The organism is Paenibacillus sp. ICGEB2008 (assembly GCF_000307675.1).
GTDB lineage: Bacteria > Bacillota > Bacilli > Paenibacillales > Paenibacillaceae > Paenibacillus > Paenibacillus polymyxa.
Genome location: NZ_AMQU01000007.1, coordinates 511,878 through 534,112, shown reverse-complemented (window position 1 = coordinate 534,112; position 22,235 = coordinate 511,878). Strand labels below are relative to the sequence as shown.

20 protein-coding genes and 1 riboswitch are annotated in these 22,235 nt (G+C 47.2%); of the genes, 2 read left to right on the top strand and 18 right to left on the bottom strand.

Annotation, left to right across the window (positions count from 1 at the left end):
- Nucleotides 1-11 precede the first annotated feature (11 nt).
- The 5 genes from gmd to C400_RS0107010 form a co-directional block, all read right to left on the bottom strand.
- A complete protein-coding gene (gmd, locus tag C400_RS0107030) occupies nt 12-1,001 on the bottom strand; it encodes a GDP-mannose 4,6-dehydratase (RefSeq protein WP_017426464.1) in 990 nt (329 codons plus the stop codon).
- A gap of 20 nt (nt 1,002-1,021) precedes the next feature.
- Complete coding sequence (locus C400_RS0107025) at nt 1,022-1,960, bottom strand: GDP-L-fucose synthase family protein (RefSeq protein ID WP_016821240.1); 939 nt, start codon at nt 1,958-1,960, stop codon at nt 1,022-1,024.
- A 34-nt stretch (nt 1,961-1,994) separates the two neighbouring features.
- On the bottom strand, nt 1,995-2,693 hold the full coding sequence (locus C400_RS0107020) for a sugar transferase (protein ID WP_017426463.1): 699 nt from the start codon (nt 2,691-2,693) through the stop codon (nt 1,995-1,997).
- Between the two features lie 84 nt (nt 2,694-2,777).
- Nucleotides 2,778-3,455 (bottom strand): CpsD/CapB family tyrosine-protein kinase, encoded by a 678-nt coding sequence (locus tag C400_RS0107015; protein ID WP_016821242.1) that lies wholly within the window; start codon nt 3,453-3,455, stop codon nt 2,778-2,780.
- Complete coding sequence (locus C400_RS0107010) at nt 3,436-4,185, bottom strand: YveK family protein (protein WP_016821243.1); 750 nt, start codon at nt 4,183-4,185, stop codon at nt 3,436-3,438. The genes C400_RS0107015 and C400_RS0107010 overlap by 20 nt, the downstream gene beginning before the upstream one ends.
- A gap of 328 nt (nt 4,186-4,513) precedes the next feature.
- On the opposite strand from C400_RS0107010, the gene C400_RS0107005 reads away from it, so the two are divergent.
- A complete protein-coding gene (locus tag C400_RS0107005) occupies nt 4,514-4,882 on the top strand; it encodes a helix-turn-helix domain-containing protein (RefSeq protein WP_016821244.1) in 369 nt (122 codons plus the stop codon).
- A 547-nt stretch (nt 4,883-5,429) separates the two neighbouring features.
- Here C400_RS0107005 and C400_RS0106995 read toward each other — a convergent pair.
- The 3 genes from C400_RS0106995 to C400_RS0106985 form a co-directional block, all read right to left on the bottom strand.
- Nucleotides 5,430-7,709 (bottom strand): hypothetical protein, encoded by a 2,280-nt coding sequence (locus C400_RS0106995; RefSeq protein WP_017426462.1) that lies wholly within the window; start codon nt 7,707-7,709, stop codon nt 5,430-5,432.
- Between the two features lie 48 nt (nt 7,710-7,757).
- Nucleotides 7,758-9,359, bottom strand: a complete 1,602-nt coding sequence (locus C400_RS0106990; RefSeq protein WP_017426461.1) for a glycosyl hydrolase — start codon at nt 9,357-9,359, stop codon at nt 7,758-7,760.
- A gap of 13 nt (nt 9,360-9,372) precedes the next feature.
- Nucleotides 9,373-9,454: riboswitch (cyclic di-GMP riboswitch) on the bottom strand.
- A gap of 155 nt (nt 9,455-9,609) precedes the next feature.
- On the bottom strand, nt 9,610-10,986 hold the full coding sequence (locus C400_RS0106985; protein WP_017426460.1) for a sugar phosphate nucleotidyltransferase: 1,377 nt from the start codon (nt 10,984-10,986) through the stop codon (nt 9,610-9,612).
- A 49-nt stretch (nt 10,987-11,035) separates the two neighbouring features.
- On the opposite strand from C400_RS0106985, the gene C400_RS27525 reads away from it, so the two are divergent.
- Nucleotides 11,036-11,266: a hypothetical protein gene (locus C400_RS27525; protein ID WP_232795326.1), complete on the top strand. Its 231-nt coding sequence runs from the start codon at nt 11,036-11,038 to the stop codon at nt 11,264-11,266.
- A 375-nt stretch (nt 11,267-11,641) separates the two neighbouring features.
- Here the strand turns inward: C400_RS27525 and C400_RS0106980 are convergent, their stop codons facing one another.
- The 10 genes from C400_RS0106980 to C400_RS28670 are packed head-to-tail and all read right to left on the bottom strand — an operon-like array spanning nt 11,642 to nt 22,232.
- Nucleotides 11,642-12,970 carry a UDP-glucose dehydrogenase family protein gene (locus C400_RS0106980; protein WP_016821249.1) on the bottom strand — a complete coding sequence of 443 codons (1,329 nt, stop codon included), beginning with the start codon at nt 12,968-12,970 and terminating at the stop codon, nt 11,642-11,644.
- 5 nt (nt 12,971-12,975) lie between these two features.
- Complete coding sequence (locus tag C400_RS0106975; RefSeq protein WP_019686407.1) at nt 12,976-14,076, bottom strand: glycosyltransferase; 1,101 nt, start codon at nt 14,074-14,076, stop codon at nt 12,976-12,978.
- Between the two features lie 28 nt (nt 14,077-14,104).
- Nucleotides 14,105-15,253 (bottom strand): glycosyltransferase family 4 protein, encoded by a 1,149-nt coding sequence (locus C400_RS0106970; protein ID WP_016821251.1) that lies wholly within the window; start codon nt 15,251-15,253, stop codon nt 14,105-14,107.
- A complete protein-coding gene (locus tag C400_RS0106965; protein ID WP_017426458.1) occupies nt 15,250-16,437 on the bottom strand; it encodes a glycosyltransferase family 4 protein in 1,188 nt (395 codons plus the stop codon). Before C400_RS0106965 ends, C400_RS0106970 begins: the two co-directional genes overlap by 4 nt.
- Entirely contained in the window at nt 16,424-17,263 is an 840-nt protein-coding gene (locus C400_RS0106960; RefSeq protein ID WP_016821253.1) for a glycosyltransferase family 2 protein, read from the bottom strand. The genes C400_RS0106965 and C400_RS0106960 overlap by 14 nt, the downstream gene beginning before the upstream one ends.
- Nucleotides 17,264-17,285: 22 nt before the next feature.
- Nucleotides 17,286-18,665 (bottom strand): lipopolysaccharide biosynthesis protein, encoded by a 1,380-nt coding sequence (locus tag C400_RS0106955; protein WP_017426457.1) that lies wholly within the window; start codon nt 18,663-18,665, stop codon nt 17,286-17,288.
- A gap of 5 nt (nt 18,666-18,670) precedes the next feature.
- A complete protein-coding gene (locus C400_RS0106950) occupies nt 18,671-20,113 on the bottom strand; it encodes an O-antigen ligase family protein (RefSeq protein ID WP_026065389.1) in 1,443 nt (480 codons plus the stop codon).
- 5 nt (nt 20,114-20,118) lie between these two features.
- Complete coding sequence (locus C400_RS0106945) at nt 20,119-20,889, bottom strand: WecB/TagA/CpsF family glycosyltransferase (RefSeq protein WP_014599532.1); 771 nt, start codon at nt 20,887-20,889, stop codon at nt 20,119-20,121.
- Between the two features lie 4 nt (nt 20,890-20,893).
- Nucleotides 20,894-21,760, bottom strand: a complete 867-nt coding sequence (locus tag C400_RS28675; protein WP_017426455.1) for an O-antigen ligase family protein — start codon at nt 21,758-21,760, stop codon at nt 20,894-20,896.
- Entirely contained in the window at nt 21,732-22,232 is a 501-nt protein-coding gene (locus tag C400_RS28670) for a hypothetical protein (protein ID WP_017426454.1), read from the bottom strand. Before C400_RS28670 ends, C400_RS28675 begins: the two co-directional genes overlap by 29 nt.
- Nucleotides 22,233-22,235: the final 3 nt, after the last annotated feature.

The window sequence follows — 22,235 nt, the reverse complement described above, 5'->3', positions numbered from 1 at the left end:
CTCTCCACCTCTTACACGACGACAGAAGCTTCAACTGCAGCCTGCCTTTTTACACGCTCCAAGTCTGCATCCACCATCATACGAACGAGCTGGTCGAAGCCGACTTCCAATCGCCAGCCCAGCTTTTCTTTCGCCTTGGCACAATCGCCAAGCAATAGATCTACCTCTGCCGGTCGAACAAATTGCGGATCAATCACCATATAATCCTCGTAATTTAAACCTACATGAGAAAAAGCAATTTGCAGCAATTCGCGCACAGAATGCATTTCTCCCGTGGAAATCACGTAATCATCTGGTCGATCCTGCTGAAGCATCAGCCACATCGCCTTTACATAATCCCCTGCAAAACCCCAGTCTCGCAGTGAATCCAAATTCCCCATGCGCAGCTCCTGCTGCAATCCCAGCTTAATACGAGCTACTGCATCCGACACTTTGCGTGTTACAAACTCCAGCCCTCGGCGGGGCGATTCGTGATTGAACAAAATACCGGAGCAAGCAAACATATCAAAGCTTTCGCGGTAGTTGACTGTAATCCAATGGCCGTACACCTTGGCGACACCATAAGGACTACGTGGGTAAAATGGGGTCGTTTCTGTCTGCGGCGTCTCCAGTACCTTACCGAACATCTCGCTGCTTGAAGCCTGATAAAAGCGTGCATCCGGCTTGGCAATTCGAACCGCCTCCAGCATATTGGTAACAGATAATGCTGTGATTTGCCCAGTAGCCAAGGGCTGCGGCCATGAGGCCGCTACAAAGGATTGAGCAGCCAAGTTATAGACCTCATCCGGGTCGGACTGACGGACGGCTTCGATCAGCGAAGCCAGATCGGTCATATCACCGGAAAGCCAGTGAATGTCATTCTGGATATGCGCTACATTTTCAAAGTTCGGTGTGCTGGTTCGTCTGCGCACCCCGTACACCTCATAATCCTTGGACAGCAGCAACTCAGCTAGATAAGACCCGTCTTGTCCGGTAATCCCAGTGATCAGCGCTTTTTTCATTCCAATTCCCCCACCGTTATTTATTGTTCAACCAGATCCAGACCTTGAAATGCCTGGTATACAGACCTTAATCCTTCTTCTAGTGAAATACGCGCCGACCAGCCCAGCCCGGAAATCCGGGATACATCTACCAACTTACGCGGCGTTCCGTCAGGAACGGATGTATTAAAAGTAATTTCGCCCTCATAGCCGACTACATTTTTGACTCGTTCAGCCAGCTCACGGATGGAAATATCCTCACCCACACCGATATTTACAATCTCATTTCCCTCATAGTTATTCATCAGAAATAGACAAGCATCAGCCAAATCATCCGAATGAAGAAATTCTCGCCGAGGCGTACCGGAGCCCCATACTTCTACAGTTGGAGATTGATTCAGCTTTGCCTCATGAAACTTGCGGATCAGCGCAGGCAGCACATGAGAGGTTTGGAGATCAAAATTGTCGCCCGGACCATATAAATTCGTAGGCATCACCGAAATAAAACGGGTTCCATACTGACGGTTGTAGGACTGACACATTGTAATCCCGGCAATTTTAGCAACCGCATAGGCCTCATTGGTAGGCTCAAGCTCACCTGTAAGCAGATATTCTTCTCGCAACGGCTGTGGAGCAAATTTGGGATAGATACAGGTAGAGCCTAGAAATAACAGCTTGCTTACATTCTTCCGGTATGCCGCATCAATCACATTTGTTTGTATAAGTAGATTGTCACGGATAAAATCGGCCGGATATTCGTTATTCGCCAAAATCCCGCCCACCTTGGCTGCTGCCAGAAATACATAATCCACGGGCTCTGTATCAAAAAAATGATCTACGGCCTCTTTATTGCGCAGATCCAGCTCACGGCTTGTGCGAGTAGTAATATGACGATATCCCGCTTTCTGAAGCGCTCGAACAATAGCGGAACCCACCAGCCCATTGTGTCCTGCCACATAGATGTTGGAATGAAGCTCCATCCTTCTCTCCTACCCCTCTTTATTAAAATTGACTTTAATAAGCATCCTTGGAGCCCAGCAGCACACGAAATGTTTTCAGCATGATGATCATATCCGTGCGGAAACTGCGTCTAGATATGTACTCCAAATCCAGTTCTACCATCTGGTCAAAGCTTAGATGATTGCGACCGCTGATCTGCCATAATCCGGTGCAGCCCGGTGTAACCGTCAGACGCAGCTTATCCCTCATGGTGTAATCATGGACTTCTCTTGGCAATGGGGGTCTGGGTCCTACAAGGCTCATATGCCCACGCAGTACATTGAAGAGTTGCGGTAGTTCGTCGATGCTCGTTCTGCGAAGAAAGCGACCCACACGGGTAATTCGGGGATCGTCCCGCATTTTGAACATCGCACCCTCAATTTCATTTTCCACCAGCAATGCAGACAATCTGGCTTCGGCATCAGACACCATGGAACGAAATTTGATCATGCGAAACGGTCGCTCATGTTTACCGATACGTATTTGATAAAATAATGCACTTCCTTTGGGGTCCTCCAGCTTGATCAACAAAATGACGAGCAGAAATACCGGGCACAGTACGATGATTCCAATAAAAGACAGTATAATGTCCATACTTCGCTTCACGAACGGATATACGTTCCATCCTTGTCGTCGTTCAAGCCCATGAGCGACCGAATATACATCTACTGACGCGCCCAGCACTTTGGCCTCGTTCGAGCGGGAAGAAGACACGTCTCATCACCTCACTCCTTATTGATAAATATTATTTATTCATTGTTAAAAGAATTTTATATACTTTTATTTTCCCCGATTTATTCATGTCAGATTGCGTTCCTCCATACCACGCTCGGCGCGGCGCTTCACGTTATTGAGCACTACACCCAGAATGCGCGCCTTAACTCTTTCTAAATTTGCCTTCGCCTTCTTAACGACATCCTTTTTGACCTTCCCTGCCTGTACTACCAAAATGACACCATCACACATGGCACTTACAATGAGGCCATCCGGAAAAGGCAGCAGGGGTGGCGTATCCATCAGAATCACGTCATAATGTTCTTTTAGCTCAACTAGTAGAGCCTTCATTCTACGGGAACTGAGCATCTCGGACGGATTGGGTGGATTCGGTCCAGCTGTGATTGCATGCAGATGATCAATCCCGGTTTCCTGAACCACATCCTGCCATGTCTGTTGATTGGCAAGTACCCGTGTCAGCCCTGTATGATTGCGCAAACCAAACATATGATGCAAGGAGGACCGACGCAGATCCATATCCATAACCAGCACCTTTTTTCCCTCTTGCGCATAGGTTACAGCCAAATTGCTAATCGTGACTGTTCTGCCTTCACCCGCCTGAGCGGACGCCACCATCATCACCTCAATCGGCTCGTCTATAGAGGAAAACTGGATGTTAGTGCGAAGCATGCGGTACTCCTCCGACACGGAAGACTGAGCATGCAAGGATGTAACGAGCTGATTATTGATTAATCGCGGCATATTGTCCCTCACCTACCTGTTTAGGAGTTGTAGTAGAGCTGTCAGAGCGTCTATCTTCTTTTTTCATTTTTGTAATCAGGGATAGGGTAGGCAGACCGAGTTCTTTTTCAATATCCTCCTCATTTTTAAATGTATCATCCAATACCTCCAGCAAAAACGCCAAGCCTATGCCCAGTAATAAAGAAATGGTAAAAGCAATAAAAATTTGTATGGCGGGATTATTGTTCACGGGAACTGCTGGGTCATTCAGACTGGCTTCGCTTAGGATGGTGACATTGTCCATTTTCATGATAGAGGGGATTTGCCGTTTGAATACTTTGGCTACCGCATTGACGGTTTTCACAGCCTTCGTATACGATAAGTCGCGGACTGTAACATCCATGACCTGTGAATCACCTGCGGTGTTTACTCTTAATTTTTGCGCCAAAGCTGACGGAGTAACCTTAAGATCGGGGAAGCTGGCGACCACCTGATCCATAATCGCCGAGGAGATCATAATTTGCTTATAGGAGTTCGTTAGAGCTATATTGGTTTGCACCACACTGTAATCGACGACACCTGCACGGTCCGGTCGTGGCGTCTGATTAATAATGAGCTTGGCGGTAGCTTCATAAACCTGCGGGGTAAAATATACATTTTTTATGCCTACTACAGTACACACCAGCAGTACAATGCTACCAATCAACCACATTCTTTTGCGGATCAAACGGATGTACTCTTTCAACTGCACAAGACCAGTCCTCCCTGCTTGACTTGTTTTCGATGAATAACGCTTGTACTGATCCTCTGCATGACGGGGAAAAGAACGATGCATGACCCTCTAATCTATAGTAAAATGTTGTATAATAGCGCATAGAAGGTCTAGCCAGCGAATAAGCACACAATGCTCAATCATCGTTGGCCTCTTAAGGGTATATAAATGAAGATATAAGTGAAAACTACGAAATAGGGATACGTTATGTAACTTACATAATTAATTTATGATACAAATTGTATCTTGTCAAGCGCAAAATTGCTTTTCTTACCTTTCTTAACCTTGCCTTCAGGAGGAAAAACAGATGAATTATGGAACCCGCATCGCTGAATTACGAGAACATAAGGGATTAAAACAAGAGGAATTAGCGCAATCCCTCGGAATTACGCGGGCGGCTCTTTCTCACTATGAAAAAAATAGACGCAAGCCAGACTTTGAGACCTTGACCAAGCTCGCTGATATTTTCGAGGTAACCATCGATTATTTGGTGGGACGTACGAGCCACCCGACAGCCATATTGGATTCAGATGTGAGGGAATTTGTGGATCAGCTTGAACTGTCAGACGAGGATATCCTGCAACGTTTTAACCTGACGATTGACGGACGCACCTTGTCTGAGGAAGAAGCCAAACGTTTTATCGCGTTTGTTCGAATGGAACGAATGATGGAATAAAGAAAGCGCCGCTGCTTGATGTTTGGCTTAAGTAGGACCAGCAACTGAAAATTACACGCGCTTGTCCTTCTGGCACTTAGTTCTATCAGCGTCGCCCTCCAGCCATTCTGGTGTCGTGATCCCACATTGGAGCAAAATGTTCCGGATGTCCAAGTGGATGGCTGCTTTGCCTGCTTTCCGTGCGTTGTCTCGAAGAAGAGGGCCATTCCCCCCTAATTCTGTTTCCTTGTTCATTCAGCACTAACCTCACTTTATTAGTCTTGGTCGCCGGAAAGAAAGAGATTCCCTACAAACCATGTATGTATAGTCATGAACAAAACTATTATATATGAATACATACCTGCAATGTTGTCGTCTTATGACGAGAATATTAAAGGATTTTCTTATTTTTTTCTCCATTATACGTAAAGTATTGGCAATTCAGAACGATTTACAAATAAAAAAGAACCTGTCAGGTCCTATTTTCTCCTGATAGGTTCTTTTTTGCTTTCTTTCGGAATGGTGTTAGATATTCATTAGGTAAGGTCCTACATGCATTCCGGTGTAACTAAGCGACCTCGGCTGTCTGAGAAACCTGAGTACCTCCGGTCGCTCGGACTTTGTAGACGTAATGACTTCCAGCTTTTACAGTGCGGTCCGTATACGTGCTTCCTTCTACTTGCGAGGCAATCACCTGATAGGCACCGTCTGTCCGGTCAGCACGCAGCACATCATAGGAAGATATGCCTTCTGCTTGAAGCCAATTAATCTTTACCACCCCATCCTGAATAGAGGTAGCTTTTACCTCTGTTGGGGCAGAGGCCGTGGTTTGATCTGTACTTTTTAATTCCAAAATATATTGTACCGATTCGCCAGGTCCCAGCTTTTCTTCAAAATCAAGGGCAGGAGAAGCCTTGAGCCCTGATATGGAACGCTGCGCCTGACTGTAGGTGGAACCCGCCCCAAAACGTTCCCCCGTGTACAAGCCAGCTTTCGGCATCGTCACCCGTACACGAACGGTCTGCGTAGTGGATTCGAAGTTCACTAGGTTCACCAGCAATTTGTTCGAGGTAGCGCCGCTACCTGCCAGCGGTTTAAGCTTGGACGTATCCACCGCGCGAACATAGACCATCTTGTCCTTGGTCTCCTCTGGATTCAACATTGTATAAGTCAGTGGTTTACCATGCGTGGCATAGGCTAGACTCAAGCGTCTCATAATCTTAACGCGAGTGTCCTGTCCTTGCCCAAACGGATAAATTTCCGTGTTAGCCGGGTTGTGACTTTGCAGATCAAAACCCGTTTTAAACAGTGTGTAATCCTTATAAAAAGCAGCGTGCTGGATAAACATATCGGCAAACCCGATTTGCGATCGCATAATCCGATCGAATGCAGCTGCTTGTGGCTGACTAGCCCCGTAATCAGGATTGTCTCGATGCGTATCGTTAGTACCGAACTCTGTGTTTAGCATCTTTTTCGCCAGTCCGTTGCTCGAACCACCGAAGGTTTTCAAATTCTGAACGAAGCTGCCCCCGCCCTCTTCATTATACGATTCACCGTAGGCGTGTCCGTTGGTCAGGTCGGTGACTTCCTCCAGCTGTTTACGCTGCGCTGGGTCCCGTTCCCATCCATCCGGATCACCGCATTTTTGCGTACCTCCGGTTTGATTTTTGCACGCCTTGGTAGAGTATGTCGGCCAGTAGGCCCAACCCGGCGCTACGGTTTTGAGATGCGGTGCCAATTGCTTGCCTTCCGTATTCAACCACTTAGCCACAGCTAGGTCTACCGCCTTGGAACGGTTAAACAATCCAGGTTCGTTATCTACTTCATAATATTGAAGGTATGAACCGTATTTTTTTACATAATCACGCATCTTTTGCTTGGCCGTCTCTGGCAGAGTACCATCTTTTTGTAGCTTAATATCACCTGTGTATAGATACAAAGCAGACGATTGCATATTATACTGCTTTAACGTTTGATAGTAATCATCCACATCTGTGCATGCCTTGCCTACATTACTGGCACAAGTTACCCTCATGACGTTGCCACTATAAGCAATTCCCAGCCATTTGAGAACGTAAGGTAGATGCTTAACTGCACCCTGATCATAATAAAATTCTTTATTATTCACATTCGTACCGGTCAGTATATATTTCCCATGTACTGGTTCGGCCGCAGGGGAAGCTAACGTCTCCAAGCTCAAGTCATCCCAAGTCCACCACACATTTTTATCTTCCGCAGAGGAGCAGTATAGGCAGCGCGCTGTCTTTAGCTTGAGTACGTTAACACCGCTTTGCAATTGTTCTTTGGGGATATACAGCTCGTAGTTGTTTTTGAAATTATAGGTACTCCCAGTACCGGATACCCCGGCAATCTGAATGATTCCGGACAGCTGATGATTTGAGAAGACAGCCATCTGCGGCACAGCTTTGCCCGCATCCAAAATCCGAACACGGAATATCATACCATTGGGCGGAACCTGATTCAGCTTATATTGAAGTGTTAGTTCTGGATTCGTGGATGCATTCAAACCGGGAGGAATATCTCCACTGCTGAGCAATACCGGAACTGTTGTACTCTCTGCTTCCGACAACGCCGAAAATGCTGCTTTAGCAGATGATGCTGCAGAAATATCGATATTATCCCTACCGACCACTCCTTTAAATTCCGCTGAGGAGTCATCCCTCTGACCCAGCTTCCATACTGGACTGGCCGCCGCTACCTTATCTGTCTGCAATTCTACACTTTTTGAAGGCGTGTATATAAACCAAGCGATCATGGCTAGAACTGCGACCCCTAGTAATCCGGATAATACGACCGTATACCTATGGGTCAACCATTTTTTCATCATATGATACACCCTCTCTCCTCAAAATTTTTGACCGGGAAAGAGTATCTATCAAGGAAGAAACAAAGCGTTTCCGGGAACCACCGCTTTCGCTTCATGCTGACTTTCCCACATCAGACGTGCCATCGCATCGCCTTTTTCATCATAGTATTCCACTTTTAGATCTACCATTTTACCTGCTTCCAAAGCAATACTGCCTTTTCGCTCTGTCCAGCTTTGTTTGAACCAACTATCGATCACTAACTTGCCGTCTACCCATACACGAATACCATCATCGGATATGGTTGTGAACGTATAGGTCTCGCAGTATTGTGGCTTGATTTTACCCTTCCAGCGAACCGAGAACTGGTCGGCATTTACCTTTGGATCAGCAGCAATGGCGCGCCAGTTGTAGTCCAGCTTACTGTCTGTACGGATCAAAACAGGACTGCCGCTCACATTCATATTGTTGAAATATTCGCCCCGCAGCCCGTTCACATATACTTCATCAGGAACGGAAGGAGGAGTCGGAGCTGGAGGAGCAATCACTACTGGTGGAGCTGGGAGAGGCTCACTTTGTCCCTCATCCGGTAAGGTCGGTACATCTGTTCCAGGTTGTTGGATGGCCTCCAGCCCATTTTTCACATCATCCCGTGTCAAACTCTTCGCATCGTTCATATAATCCTGTATTTGAGTGGTTGTGTTATTCTCGGTCAGCATCTTGCCCCAAGTCATGGAATACACCCATTTTGGCTGAGCCTGCAACACCTCAGAACTAGGTATCTCACCGTGCTCGCCAATGGCAATCGGCTTATTCCGTGCCAACTCGAGCAGTCCTTCATAATGACTTTGCTTAAAATCATTGTTGTAGATGTCTACTGCCAAAATATCCACTTTGTCATCCCCCGGATATTTTGGGGTATACGGGACAGTGTAGGAATTGGGAGCATTGGGACTCCACACCCACAGCAGATTGTTCAATTGATGCGTGTTAACAAAACGGTCGTACATGATATTCCATAGCTGATTGAAATTGTTTTTGTTTCCCCACCAGAACCAGTCACCATTCATTTCGTGGTAAGGTCTCCACAATACCGGAACCCCTGCATCACGAAGTTGCTTTAACGATACAGCGACCTTATCCAGATCGGCAATGAGGAGGTTATACTGCGTAGTGCCTGGCGTGACGTATTTATTGAACTCCGCCTGACTTACTTTGGCCTGCACATTGGCCCAAGTCAGCGGTCTACCCGGCAGCGCTTCATGAAAAGTCATCGTCACAATGCCACCTGCTCTGCTCCAACGAATAGCGCTATCGACGACATTTTTACGTTGTGCTGCTTCTGTAGCGTCAGATTGACCAGAGATGGCTCCCATCTCATAGCCGTGCAGACCCACATACGCCTGGCTGATTTTTTGGACCTTGTTGCTTAATTCATCTGGACTTTCCAAATAATCATGCTGACCAGTGACTGTTTTCTTTCCAGAGATGCTGAGTAAATAATTGTATAGTTCACGGGCCTGAGTACAAGCGTCCGAATTAACAGGTTGTAATGAAGCGGCATTCACCACAGACAGAGAATCACCAAATCCGACGGGAAACAAAGAAAAAATTATAACTACGGAGAGTACATGACGTATCAGTCGATACAGAGGAATAAAATTGAATCTCACTTTTGCTCTTCCTTTCGGTAGCCAGGCTGCCATCCTTACGGGAAGGCCCTTTAGCTTTGCGTACCTGCCTTTCGACAGGGCTGCGTTTATCGTTGGAAGGAGTTTGGATTCCTTCTTAACCTAAGTATCGACTTTTTTTTACCAAAATTTAATAGGTCATGTTCATGAATTTACAGGTTTTCGCCCAATTTCGACAGTTTGGGCTATAAATTTTCATCAAATCTTCTTTATTTCGTTTTTACGAAAACGATTATGAGATAAATTGATGACGGGCAATTTCATTCCAATCCATGCAAAAGCGTACAATATCCTCTTCAACCAACTCAGAGCCAGTCTGCACCTCTATAAAATCCACATCGGTTACAGCCAAAATACTATGCTTGGTTCCTTCAGGGATACGGACTACGTCACCGGCCTTCACTTTGTGCAGCTTCTCATTCAAAATAATTTCCGCTTCGCCGCTAATAATGGTCCAGATTTCGCTTCGTTTGAAGTGAAGCTGGTAGCTGATATTTTTACCTTTGTGTACGCGGATTCGTTTGGTCAGTACCTCATTACCCTCGTCATACTTTACATAGTCTACAACTCGATACTGCCCCCAACGACGTTCTTCATACATTGGACGCTGATCATGAGCCTTGAGCACTTCCTTGATGCGTGGGCTTTCTGCCTTATTGGTCACAAGAATACCATCTGGGCTAGCGGCTACAATCAGATCATTCGTTCCAATGATCGCTACCGGAATGTCCAACTCATTAATAAGGCTTGTATTGACACAATCCTCCGTTACTACACCTCTGCCCACTTGCTGATTAGACATTTCTTCTGTGAGCGTATTCCAGGTGCCCAAATCCTTCCAAAAACCATCGTACGGAAGCACCACAATGTCTTTTTCCTTCTCAACGACTTCGTAGTCAAAGCTGATTTTTTCCAGAGACGCATATTGCTTTTGCATTTCTTCATAATTCAGCGGCAAACCCTTGGATGCCAGGATATCCAGCAAATAGCTTAATTTGAATGCAAAAACCCCGCAGTTCCATAGAGCATTGCGTTCAATCAGACGCTCCGCCTGCTCCCGGTCGGGTTTCTCTTGAAAATGGCTCACTTCGCGGTAGCCTGTGCTACCTTGAGTGGCATCGTTTTTCGGAATAATATAACCGTATTTCTCTGAAGGATAGGAAGGGACAACCCCAATTAATGCAAGCTTGCCTTCACTCTCCTGAAGTGTGTGTTCCAGTTGGGCAACGGAAGCAAAGAAAGCATCCTCTACATAAGGATCTACAGGCAATATAGCTATAATTTCATCAGGCGAAACACCCGCAATGGAATATAGATAAGTCGCTGTCAGCGCAATCGCAGGAAAGGTATCTCTGCGTTCCGGCTCAACTATGATGCGCGTATTCGATCCGATCTGACTCTGGATCATTTCGACCTGCGCTCTCCCTGTCGCAATAAACGAGGATTCGGATAATCCGTTGTCTCCCAATTGTCTCCATACCCGCTGCACCATGGATTCCGAAATCCCTTCCGGGCTCTCCAGTACCTTCAAAAACTGTTTGGAACGGGAATCGTTGGATAACGGCCATAATCTTTTACCGGAACCACCAGACAAAAGTACGAGCTTCATAATTCTCCACTTCCTCTCTATAATGTGTGGGCGATCGGATGAGGCAAGGTTGAGTAGCCCGCTACGGGCTGGATTTGATCTTACGATCGCTGTTGGACCGGGATTCAAATCCATTCCTACGCTACTCAAAAATGCATCATATCGATCATACCTTGTGGTGCAAAAGGCACGACCGGACATTATTAAGTCCGGTCAGCCTGTAAAAAACGTTGAGGAGTTCGGCGTTTGCCTGCCTTGCTTGCAAGCTTCTAGTAATCGACGCTTCGTAACGCCTTACTAAGATTGCCTTCGACTACCGCAATGGCAGCTTTGCTCCGCAGGAGCAACATAGCGTATCCGCATGGTAGGCTTGCTCCACAGGGGCGCCGCGGTACAGCGCATGGCGCCTTAATCGGAAGGAGCGGCTTCAACTGTGCCGCTCCTTCCGATACGCCCTTACTACTCCCATCCCCTAAGATGGGAGATTAAAAATCGTGACTCTATGCGGCAAAAGCAGCGGAGCGGTCCATTTGAATCTGGAGAAGCGCTGGCGTTCGCCTTTGCAGTGGGATTCTTACCTTGGAATGTTTTATATAATCCAGAGAATCCCACTGCAACAGCGATCGGAAGATCAAATAGAACGCATAGCGTCTCCCCCACCGCCCACAGTCACTTTTTAAACTTCCACTTTATCTCTGTTCCATCCACTCATCCGCGGACGACCCACGGAGTAGTATTCCAGTCCAGAGCCTTGAATCTGTTCCTCGGTGAATACGTTACGACCGTCAATCAGAACTGGCTTGTGTAGAATAGAGCCCAGTTGCACGAGATCAACTTCTTTGAACTCTTCCCAATCCGTCAGCAGGCACACAGCGTCGCTTCTTTCGGCGGCTTGCTGCGGGGAGGAGCACCATATAATATTCGGGTGATCCACGCGCTCCTTGAATTTATCCATCGCAATGGGATCATACAGCTTGACAATAGCACCTGCCTGAATGAGCGTTTCTACGATTTCCAGTGCTGGAGCTTCGCGGATGTCATCTGTATTAGGCTTGAAGGCGAGGCCCCAAATGCCAATCGATACGCCGTTTAGCTGACCCAGCGATTCACGCAGCTTGGATACAATCATAAAACGCTGGTCAGTGTTCACCTCGACCACCGATTTTAACAACTTAAATTCATAGTCTACATTACCCGCAATTTGGATGAGCGCATTCGTATCTTTCGGGAAGCAAGAGCCCCCGTATCCGATCCCTGCTTGCAGGAAAGAGGAACCGATCCGTTTGTCCATGCCCATACCCTCAGCCACACAGGTAACGTCCGCGCCAACCTTTTCGCAAATATTAGCAATCTCGTTAATAAACGAAATTTTAGTTGCCAAGAACGCATTGGAGGCATATTTGATCATTTCAGCACTGCGGATATCGGTCACATAGATTTTATCCGTGAATACCTGATGCAGAGTGACCATTGTTTCACGCAAACCTGTATTGTCCAAACCAATAATGATGCGATCTGGATGAAGCGTATCATTGATGGCTGAGCCTTCTCTCAGGAACTCCGGCGCGGATACAATATCAAAAGACAAACTCGTATGTCGAGCCACTACATCCTTAATCTTTTCGTTCGTTCCGACAGGTACGGTACTCTTGGTCATAATAATCTTGTACCCGTTCATGGCTTTGCCGACATCGGCAGCCGCCTGTTCAATGTAAGACAAATTCGCCTCGCCGTTAGCCAGTGAAGGCGTACCTACCGCTAAAATAACGATATCCGAGCGACGTACCGCATCGGCCAAATCGGAGGTAAACTCCAAACGGCCAGCTTCCAGATTCAACGCGATCAATTCCTCAATACCCGGTTCATAGATCGGAGATTCTGCCCGGTTCAACATGTCGATTTTGTACTGCTCCAGATCGACACAAATCACCTCATTACCTTTTTGCGCAAAACACACACCCGAGACGAGTCCAACGTATCCAGTACCGATTACAGCCAGCTTCATTCCGTTCATCCTCCTTTTAGAAAGTTCACATAGGCTTGTTCTACATACTTTTTCAATTGATCCTTGAAGTTATCTTCATCAAATTTGCGGGCATGGGTAATGATATCGTCCACATTCCATGCATGTTGCTCGACCTTTGCGACGGCCTCCAGCACATCGTCTACTTGATGCTTGCGGAAAAATACGCCGTTCACATGAGGAACAATCGTATCCAGCGCTCCCCCGCCCTGAAAAGCGATAACTGGCCGTCCAGCCGCATTCGCCTCCAAAGGCGTAATACCGAAGTCCTCTTCCCCCGGAAAGACAAGCGCCCGGCATTCGGCCATCAGCTTGTTAACCTCTTCGTCCTCAAGCCTGCCGAGGAACTCAATGTTCGGGCTAGCCATGGCTTCGAGTCGTTTACGATCTGGTCCTTCGCCAACGATGCGCAGCTTGAGACCGTTACGTTTGAATGCCTCGATCGCGAGATCAATGCGCTTGTAAGACACCAATCGGGATACGATCAGATAATAGTCACCGATGCTTGTAGCACGTTTAAAACGGGATGTATTGATAGGAGGGAAAATAACATCTGCCTCCCGTTGGTAATAGTGCAGAATTCTCCGTTTGACGACGGAAGAATTGGCGATAAACTGGTCTACGTTGCGAGAAGTTTTGGCATCCCATGTTTTCAGCCTGTTCATGTACAGCTTTAGCATATTTTTGAGCAGGTTGGATTTGGACTGCCGGGCCATATATGTATCGTAATCCCAGGCAAACCGCATCGGTGTGTGACAGTAACAAATGTGAAACGTATGTTTGGGTACCTGGATGCTTTTCATAAATGCGCTGCTGGAGCTTAAAACAATGTCGAAATCCCTAAAATCAAAATCACGGATAGCGATGGGATACAGCGGCAGCACTCCTTTGAAATTGGTCTTCACTCCTGGGACGTTTTGTAGCCAAGTGGCTCTAATGTCCGCATCCTTCAAGTTGCGCGACAGGCGCTCGTCGCTGAACACCGTTGTGAAGATGGGAGCCTCCGGATACATATCATGGAATACCTCTACTACCCTTTCCGCTCCGCCCATTTGGATTAAGTAATCATGTGCTATCGCTATTTTCATCTGAATCATCCTTTAACGCGAATGTCGGTCAGACTCCTGCCAACAAACCCTTATAGTAATGAACTATATCCTTAACAGTGTTCTCGATGACAAAATGCTTCTTGACCCGTTCCATCCCTCTCTCACCCATCTGCTGACGTTCCTGTGGATGCTCCAGCATCCAGCGGATGGCTTCTTCCAGCTTGGCCGGGTCTCCCGGTTCAATGAGCAGCCCGGTTTCATTAGGTACCACCGTTTCCTTGGGACCACCTTCGTTTGAAGCGATCACTGGCAAACCTGCAGCCATGCCCTCAATAATGACTTGACCGAATGGCTCCGGTGTAATGGAAGTATGAATTAGCAGGTCACAGCGCTGCATCAGTCCCTGAATGTCATCGACGTGTCCCATCAGATTGACGTTGGTCAACCCATATTCGCGCATCGTGGATTCCAATCGTTGTTTGTATTCCTCTTCTCCGAACAACGCATCTCCAGCCAGCCAGAATTTCACACGCTGATCTGGTAAAAAAGAACGTGCCGCTTCCAATAAAATATGTTGTCCCTTCCATTCCGCCAATCTGCCGACCAATACGACGTTAAACGAGTCATCGCCACGCAAATGCGCAGCCGAATCACGAGCCGTAATTGCTTTGGCAAAAGCGGAGTAGACGACGAGCGTCTTTTTGTCCGGGGGTAATTCCAATGCACTCAGCGTGGATTTGGAATTGGCAATCACACCGTTAGGCAAAAAGCGGGACATGAGCCGAATCCCTTTGGCTACAATCGGCTTCAGATACGGCGGACCGATGTGGTCACGGATATGCCAGATCAAGGGCAGCTTCGCCGATTTGGCGGCTACTGCACCATACAGTGCAGACTTGAGTGAGTTTGTGTGCACACACACGACTTTTTCCTCACGCAGCAATGGCGCGAGTTTTCTGCCGTAAGCCAGCAACCGAAAGGCTGCTGCAGGCGCACCCAGATTAACAGCATTTCGTCCTCGATTGCGAATCGAATCATCTAGTGGAACGATGCGCACATCAATATCACGCTGCCGAAGCCGATCCGCCAAATCGCCCTCCTCCGCCAAAATAACGAGCGGGTCGATATGTTCCCCAATATTCGTCAGGATGTTATACAAAGCGACTTCGCCGCCGCTCCATCTTGCCGTATGGTCAATATAAGCTACTCTCATCATTTCGCCGCCGCCTTTCTGTCAAGGACCTGTCGGAACACCTCTTCTACCTGCTCCGCTACATGTCCCCATGTGTATCTGCTCAGGACATGGTCCCGGCATTCCCGTGCATTCGGTAGAAGTTCACGATGATCCAGCACACGCAGCAGCCCAGCAGCAATGGCTTCACTGTCCGTCCCCTGGAACAAAAGCTCAGGACGGAATCCTCTTAAGATTTCCTTGTTGCCGCCTACAGGAGTGGCCAGCACCGGTAGTCCCGAGGCCATCGCCTCGACTGTAATCAGACCGAAACCCTCTAGTGCCTGTGTTGGCACAACGAACAGGTTCGAGGCTTGATGGTACAGGGGCAGCTCCTCATCCGACACATAACCAAGCAATCTTACGTGATTATGAAGATTGTATTCCGCCACCTTGGAAGCCAATTCCTCCATCAAGGGGCCCTTCCCACCAATCAGCAACAGATGATCAGGGTGTCGCTCGGTTACTCGCCGCCATGCTTCAAGCAGCTGTAGCAGTCCCATGCGATTAACAAGACGACGAACGGTTAGCACAATCGTCGCATTTTGCGGCAAATTCAGCCGCTTCCGTACGGCCTCCTGATCCTCTGCCGGATGGAACCTTTCTACATTCGCCGCACCAGGAATAATATGAATTTTACTAAGTGGAACTTTATAGTGCTCGTGTAAAATATCCCGAAAAGTCTCGCTTAGCACTATAAATTTATCCGCCAAACCATAAGCTTTCATTTCAATGGATTTGGCCAACGTCGTTTTAAGAAAATGCTTAATTCCCTGTCCTTCAATCTTCATTTCCTCCGTCCACGGTCCGTGGAAGGTGGTAACGACCGGGATTCCTCTTTTTTTCGCCTCCAGTGCCGGTCCGACACTATAGGGAGCAAAGTGGGAATACAGCACATCTATCGGTTGCTTGTCGAACAGTTCTGCTGCATATTTTTGCATCAGCTCTCGACGCTTCCAGATGGATTGCTGCTTGCTAGCAATTGAATGAATACGAATACGTTCAGGCGCCTGAGGCTGCTCATCACTACAGATTAAAGCATCCAGCGTATTGCGCTCTAGCGTAAGCTGCTCACAGATGGATTTGAAATATGTGTTGAGACCTCCTGGCTGCAAGGACGGCCAGCTCAGCCCGGTTGCCGCAATACGAAATCCGTTATTGTACGACATAGCTGGTTTCTCCTTTCTGCTCGGTTTGTCCGCCATCCACAACTTCAATCTTTTTTCGCCGCTTGGTTAACTCATAATGCTTGAAGCAGACGAGAAACTCATACATCACCCAGAAAACGGCTACGGCAAAACCCGCCAACCCCTTGCGGTATAAGCCTTGAACAAAATACTTCTGTACAAAGCGGGCAGGCGGTCTCCACAACAGTCTAGTAATCCGAAAGGATCTTCCTTTGTTAAATGCCGTCTCTGCTTCCAGATCCGTATATTTGTTAAAACGGGTCATATGATCGCTGATGCTGCGGAAGCCATAGTGCCATAACACGCCCTCCAGATTGATGATCTGGGAAGAGGCTACATCCGGCATTTCATGAACAAGACTATTCGTAATGCCATAAATTCGCCGATTGTACAAACGAACCAAATACTCGCCTTTGTTCATCCATTTGCCGAGAAAATCGCCAATGCGAAATACAGAATAGGCTTTGGCCGGATCGTGGAGCGTTTCCTTTACTTTCAACAAGTCACCAAGCAACTCTGCATCCACTACTTCGTCTGTATCAATCAGGAAAATCCAATCAAATTCCGCTTTATCAACACCAAACATGCGCTGTTTGGCATAACCAGGCCATGGGTTGGAAAACACCCGACAGCCCAATGATTCAGCTACCTGAATCGTATTGTCTTTGCTCCCTCCGTCAATGACGACGATATCGTCCGCAAAGGGCTGACAGGATTTAATGGCGGCTGTAATTCGAGTGCCATCATCCTGAGCGATAATAACTACGGATATCCGGTTGTCCGCGGGAACGCTAGACATGTGGTTCATTAGCGGGTGCCTCCTTCTTTATCTAACCGTTAACTGGCTTTTTCCGGATGTAGTGTGACATCGTTGATCGGAGCCATTGAAAATCTTGTTTGGAAATAAGCAGTCTTGGAATTTTCATTTTTAGAACGAACTTAACATTACATAAAATGAAAACGAACCGTAAAATCCCCGAAGACAGCATTGCTATCCCTGCACCCGTCAATCCATATCTCGGCACGAGTATGGACAGCAATGGAATGACGAGCGCCAATCCGACACCCTGTAGAATGGTAACCAGTTTGGGCTTACCCAACGCCATAAATTGTTGTGCCAGCACCATGGTACCTCCACTGATAGCAACCTCAAGCACCAGAAACCGGAATACCGTAAGCGCTTGTTTAAACTCTTGACCATATAACAATGTGAATACGAACGGAGCAACCAGCATTAACATCACCGCAGCCAAAAAGGTTGCCGTTGAAGTCACTCGAAATGCCCGAAATGTTATGGCCACCGCCTCTTCCTTATCCAGCCCGGAGGCTTTGGGAAACAGCACGACAATGATCGAGGTTGAAAATACATTTACCATCCGAGCCAGGCTGACCGCTACCGCATATAAACCGAGATCAGCAGGTCTGAGCAGACCCGCAATCAAAATCTGGTCAATGTAAGTGGAAACCTGCCCCATGAGATCATTCCCGTATGAACCCATACCGTAGGTAAAGAGATTTTTAAATTGCGTCCAGCTGTTCTTCACCTTTGGTTTGTACAGCCGAATCATTCGTATCGTGACACCAATATAGATTGGCAAGCCTGGCAGTAAGTAGGCCAATGCTGAGGTGTACGGATTCATCGTCCCCGTCAGGATCAGAATCGCCAGTCCAAGCAGCGTACTTAGTGGTACCAGATACCGAAATAAATTGTACTGTTTATATTCCGAGCGAACCTGAAGCAATGCATTATTGATCTGTGAAATCGCTATGAGTGGACACATCATCATGGAGCACTGCGCGAAAAGTATGACCGATGAAGAAAAAGAGCGCAGCCAATAAGGAATCAGAAATACTCCGATGAGTGTCGCCATTCCCCCGAACACCGTAGCCAGCAGCAAGGCCAGACCATACAGCTTCCCCGTTTCCTCAGGTTTCCTTTTGGCATTGTAAATCAATGCAGATGGAACACCGAAGCTCATGCAGAAGGCAAGAAATTGGGACCAGTTCACCATCGCTGTCTGTTCTCCGCGTCCAGTAGGACCCAAGAATCGTGCCGTCAGCACACCAGTCAGCATATTCACGACGAGAATCAGCATACTGAATATCATCGTTTTTACTGCTGCAGAGCTGTTATCCTTGCTTTTGGCAAACCGAATCACCGTGGACCACAGTGTCCGGACAGGTGCGGATAATGCTTGTAAGTTTTGCACAGCCTTTACCTTCTTTCCGCGATGACATCTTTTGCCCATAGTCCTATTCCGATCATCATCCAGATCAAATAGCCGCGCATACCGGGGAAACCATTATCCGATATGAGACTGGCTACAGCTCCGGCCCATGTAGCCAACGCCAGTCTGATATAAGGCTGACTGGAATTCCGTTCGGCAATACGGACGAGAAGGCGCTTGATGATAACGAACAGACCACCGAAGAAAAAGAATGCTCCGCAAATACCGAAGGTGAGGAAAATGGCAATATATCCATTATCCATAATCCCAAGTTCACCGAGATCGCCGCCGTTATCAAGCTTGGTTCCGATACCTACACTCCCGATCCCCTGCCCGACCGGATTGCTAGTAATCGCCGGAAGCATGGTATGCAGTAGATCCAAACGTTCATTGTACGAATGATCCTGTTGAATATCTGTCAACGTCTGCATGCGAGCCACCAAACCTTCTGCCCCCGGAAGTTTTGGAACGATGATATAGAGAAGAAGACCAACGATAGCAAGTTGAAACAGGGTCTTCCACTTTCCTTTGGAGGATGAGCTGAGAATGTAAGCCAGCAACATGACGAATGCAATCAGCCATGCTGAACGTACGAGCGTGACCAAGAGACAAACGACTGTTAGCAGGACTCCAATCCATCCCAAAGTGCCTCGCCACCGTTTCTCCATCAGCATTGGTACAAGTGCCATTGCCAGGAAAATAGCGCATGGGCCAGGCGAGTTCATAGAAGAAAACACTCTGATTTGAAGCGGTTCTGGCACGCCAATGGAATTCATTTCCACATGATTCATCCAAAATGCATCCCAAGGAGGCACCGTCAAGTACTGAATAATGCCGTATATCGCTACTAGAACAGCAATGTTGGCGTATGAATACAGCAGTCGGTCCAGCTCCTTGGCTTTCATAGGCTTAATCGCAAGATAAGGCAATAGAAGCAATGGAACCACATAATTGGCCAAATCATAAGCAAAAACAATACCATTTTTGAATAACCCGACCACACTTCCATAGGCCAACTCTATGCCGAAAAATACAGCAATCCGGGTTAATGGCTTTTCCGCTAGATGAATCCCCCGCAGCACAGGAATGATCAGCATGCTGCTTACCAGCAGCGGCGCTACGCTCAACAAGGAAACCGAGTGATACGTTCCCTCCAACCAATCTGCAATGCGGCGGATTTCCGGGCCTACTGCCCACACCACCAATGTGTAAGAAATCAATAGCCGTGATTGCAAGATCGCCAGCAGGAAGGCTGGAAAAACGATCGCCAGCAATATGGCTCCCTGCTGGCTCGTGGTGGGATTCATCTTGGCGCTGACAAATCCGATGGCGAGTGGTAGCATACAAGCCAGCACCCCCATGCCGATCATGCCGATTCCACGCCGACTTCCTAGCCAGAAGGAAATCTGCTGATCTGCCAACCGACTCATGTTTCTCACCCCTGGCCTCCCTTCATCCGCTTCCGCTTGAACATCTCTTTAAACAGCAGAACGAGGAACTGGGAATCCTCAATTAAATATCTTTTCCACAATCGTTTAGGCTCTTGAGACAACCTCCAAAACCATTCAAATCCTGTCTTCTGCATCAGCTCCGGTGCTCTCTTTACATTTCCCGACAGGAAATCAAAGGTCGCTCCCACCCCAATCGAAACTGGAGCGCGGTAAGTCTCATAATATCTGTAAATCCATTTTTCCTGCTTCGGTGCTCCTACACCTACAAAAACGATGTCTGGGCGAGCCTCTTGAAGCAACTGGATAATGTATCTGTTCTCCTCTTCGTTTTTCTCAAAACCATAAGAAGGAGAATAGCAGCCTACTACATTCATGTTTGGATAGGATTCCTGGAGATTAAGCATAGCCTTCTCAGGAATACCGTCAGCTGCACCCAGAAAAAACAAGCGATAGCCCCGATCCTCAAAAGCCTCTCCCAGCCGGGTGAACAAATCGGACCCTGACACTTTTTGTTTGAGGGGCTTTTTCAGCAACTTAGACGCCCAAATGATAGGCATTCCATCGGCCACTACAGCTCCGGCATCCGAATATACCTTGCGGAATTCATCATCCTTACGAAGCTTGATCACATGATCGACATTACAGGTCAAAATGTAGGAATGACGCTGATGCTCAATAGAAGTATCTATAAATTCGAGTAGATCATTAAAATCGTAATTATCAAAGTTGACATCGAACATGTTCACTCTGCTCATCGTATCACTTCTCTTTGCGAAAATCGGTTTGAGTAGATGTCTGGTATAATGCGTTCAAATACCAGCAAAACGGAATAATCATCTGAACCGTCGACAACGTATTATCTGAAAACGAGTAGATCAAAAAACCTGCAATTAAAGTTGCAAAATAAGGTTTGATAGACTTGGCAAGTGACCGGTAAATGAGAGCGAACACGATCAGTAATGAAAGTATTAATAGCCCGCAACCGATATATCCGGTATCAAAATAAAATCGTATATACTCGTTATGCGGTACAACAAAACCATTGAATAACGTCCCGTCGTTCGCAACCGTTACCGCGCCAAGGCCTCTGCCTGACCAAGGGTAATCATGTACTCTGTTCAAAAAATATTCCCATGCCTCCGAGCGTCCCGATAGGTCAATGCCTGTGTCGGTCTCCCGTTCGAAGGAGCGTTTTTTTAAATTGTTCCATTGTAGGGCCACCGCCCCCAGAGCAACCAAAAACGATCCGGCCAGCGGTAGCAAATAATTGACTTTTCCCTTGAGGTACTGACGGGCAATATCAAACAGATACACAGCAAACATTAATAACAATGCCAGAATCGGCCCACGTGTACCGGTGGCGATCAGGATTAGAAAGTTCAGGGCCAACACCGTGTAATAAAAAGCAGCTTGCCTAGGTTTGCGCTTGACCTCAATCAGAGAGACGGCAATTCCGAGAAAGGAGAGCATTGCCAAATGCGGCGGTATGTTCGCTCCTTGTACTCTGACTGCGCCCGTAAATTCCACATCCGTAAATGAGTGCAATCCTAAAACCTGCAAGCCTAATCCAATGACCACACTAATAATCGGCAACAGGCTAATCAGTCGAATATGCTTTTCCGCCACATCCTTTTTCCACTGGATCAGTAAAAAAAAAGAAGGGCAGTGATAGTCCCACGAACGCCTTGACGGCAATCGAGGTCGTTAACAAAGGCAGCCATGCTGAAAATCCAAATGTAATCCCCAGCATGATCACCAATGCCCAAACTGGATAACTGAACTTGAGACGAATGCCATACACAAGCATGCAGGGCACTAGCAGAGCCAAAATGCCCAATTTGTACAATGACAATATCTCAATGCCGAACACGCCACCCTGATACAGAGAATCGACCGAGACCGCTGTGCTTAGCAAAACCGCATAGCTAATGCGCTCTGGATGATGGATAGAGACAGCCAACAAAAGCAGTAAGCATACCGCCGCAATACTGACCACAGGTTGATAGGTAGCTGCAATTCCTACAGCAAGAGCGCCTAGTAGAAAAATAAAAACATGCTGTATCGTGTTTATTCTGGAAGTCCAAGGATAGTTACTCATGTT

What these genes read in the sequence shown, in the direction of transcription:
- C400_RS0107005 (WP_016821244.1), top strand. Translation starts at nt 4,514, where the DNA reads ATGAATTATGGAACCCGCATCGCTGAATTACGAGAACATAAGGGATTA.
- C400_RS0106965 (WP_017426458.1), bottom strand. Translation starts at nt 16,437, where the DNA reads ATGTCGTACAATAACGGATTTCGTATTGCGGCAACCGGGCTGAGCTGG.
- C400_RS0106945 (WP_014599532.1), bottom strand. Translation starts at nt 20,889, where the DNA reads ATGAGCAGAGTGAACATGTTCGATGTCAACTTTGATAATTACGATTTT.
- gmd (WP_017426464.1), bottom strand. Translation starts at nt 1,001, where the DNA reads ATGAAAAAAGCGCTGATCACTGGGATTACCGGACAAGACGGGTCTTAT.
- C400_RS0106960 (WP_016821253.1), bottom strand. Translation starts at nt 17,263, where the DNA reads ATGAACCACATGTCTAGCGTTCCCGCGGACAACCGGATATCCGTAGTT.
- C400_RS0106985 (WP_017426460.1), bottom strand. Translation starts at nt 10,986, where the DNA reads ATGAAGCTCGTACTTTTGTCTGGTGGTTCCGGTAAAAGATTATGGCCG.
- C400_RS28670 (WP_017426454.1), bottom strand. Translation starts at nt 22,232, where the DNA reads ATGAGTAACTATCCTTGGACTTCCAGAATAAACACGATACAGCATGTT.
- C400_RS0106980 (WP_016821249.1), bottom strand. Translation starts at nt 12,970, where the DNA reads ATGAAGCTGGCTGTAATCGGTACTGGATACGTTGGACTCGTCTCGGGT.
- C400_RS0106970 (WP_016821251.1), bottom strand. Translation starts at nt 15,253, where the DNA reads ATGATGAGAGTAGCTTATATTGACCATACGGCAAGATGGAGCGGCGGC.
- C400_RS0106975 (WP_019686407.1), bottom strand. Translation starts at nt 14,076, where the DNA reads ATGAAAATAGCGATAGCACATGATTACTTAATCCAAATGGGCGGAGCG.
- C400_RS0107025 (WP_016821240.1), bottom strand. Translation starts at nt 1,960, where the DNA reads ATGGAGCTTCATTCCAACATCTATGTGGCAGGACACAATGGGCTGGTG.
- C400_RS0106995 (WP_017426462.1), bottom strand. Translation starts at nt 7,709, where the DNA reads ATGATGAAAAAATGGTTGACCCATAGGTATACGGTCGTATTATCCGGA.
- C400_RS0106950 (WP_026065389.1), bottom strand. Translation starts at nt 20,113, where the DNA reads ATGAGTCGGTTGGCAGATCAGCAGATTTCCTTCTGGCTAGGAAGTCGG.
- C400_RS0107015 (WP_016821242.1), bottom strand. Translation starts at nt 3,455, where the DNA reads ATGCCGCGATTAATCAATAATCAGCTCGTTACATCCTTGCATGCTCAG.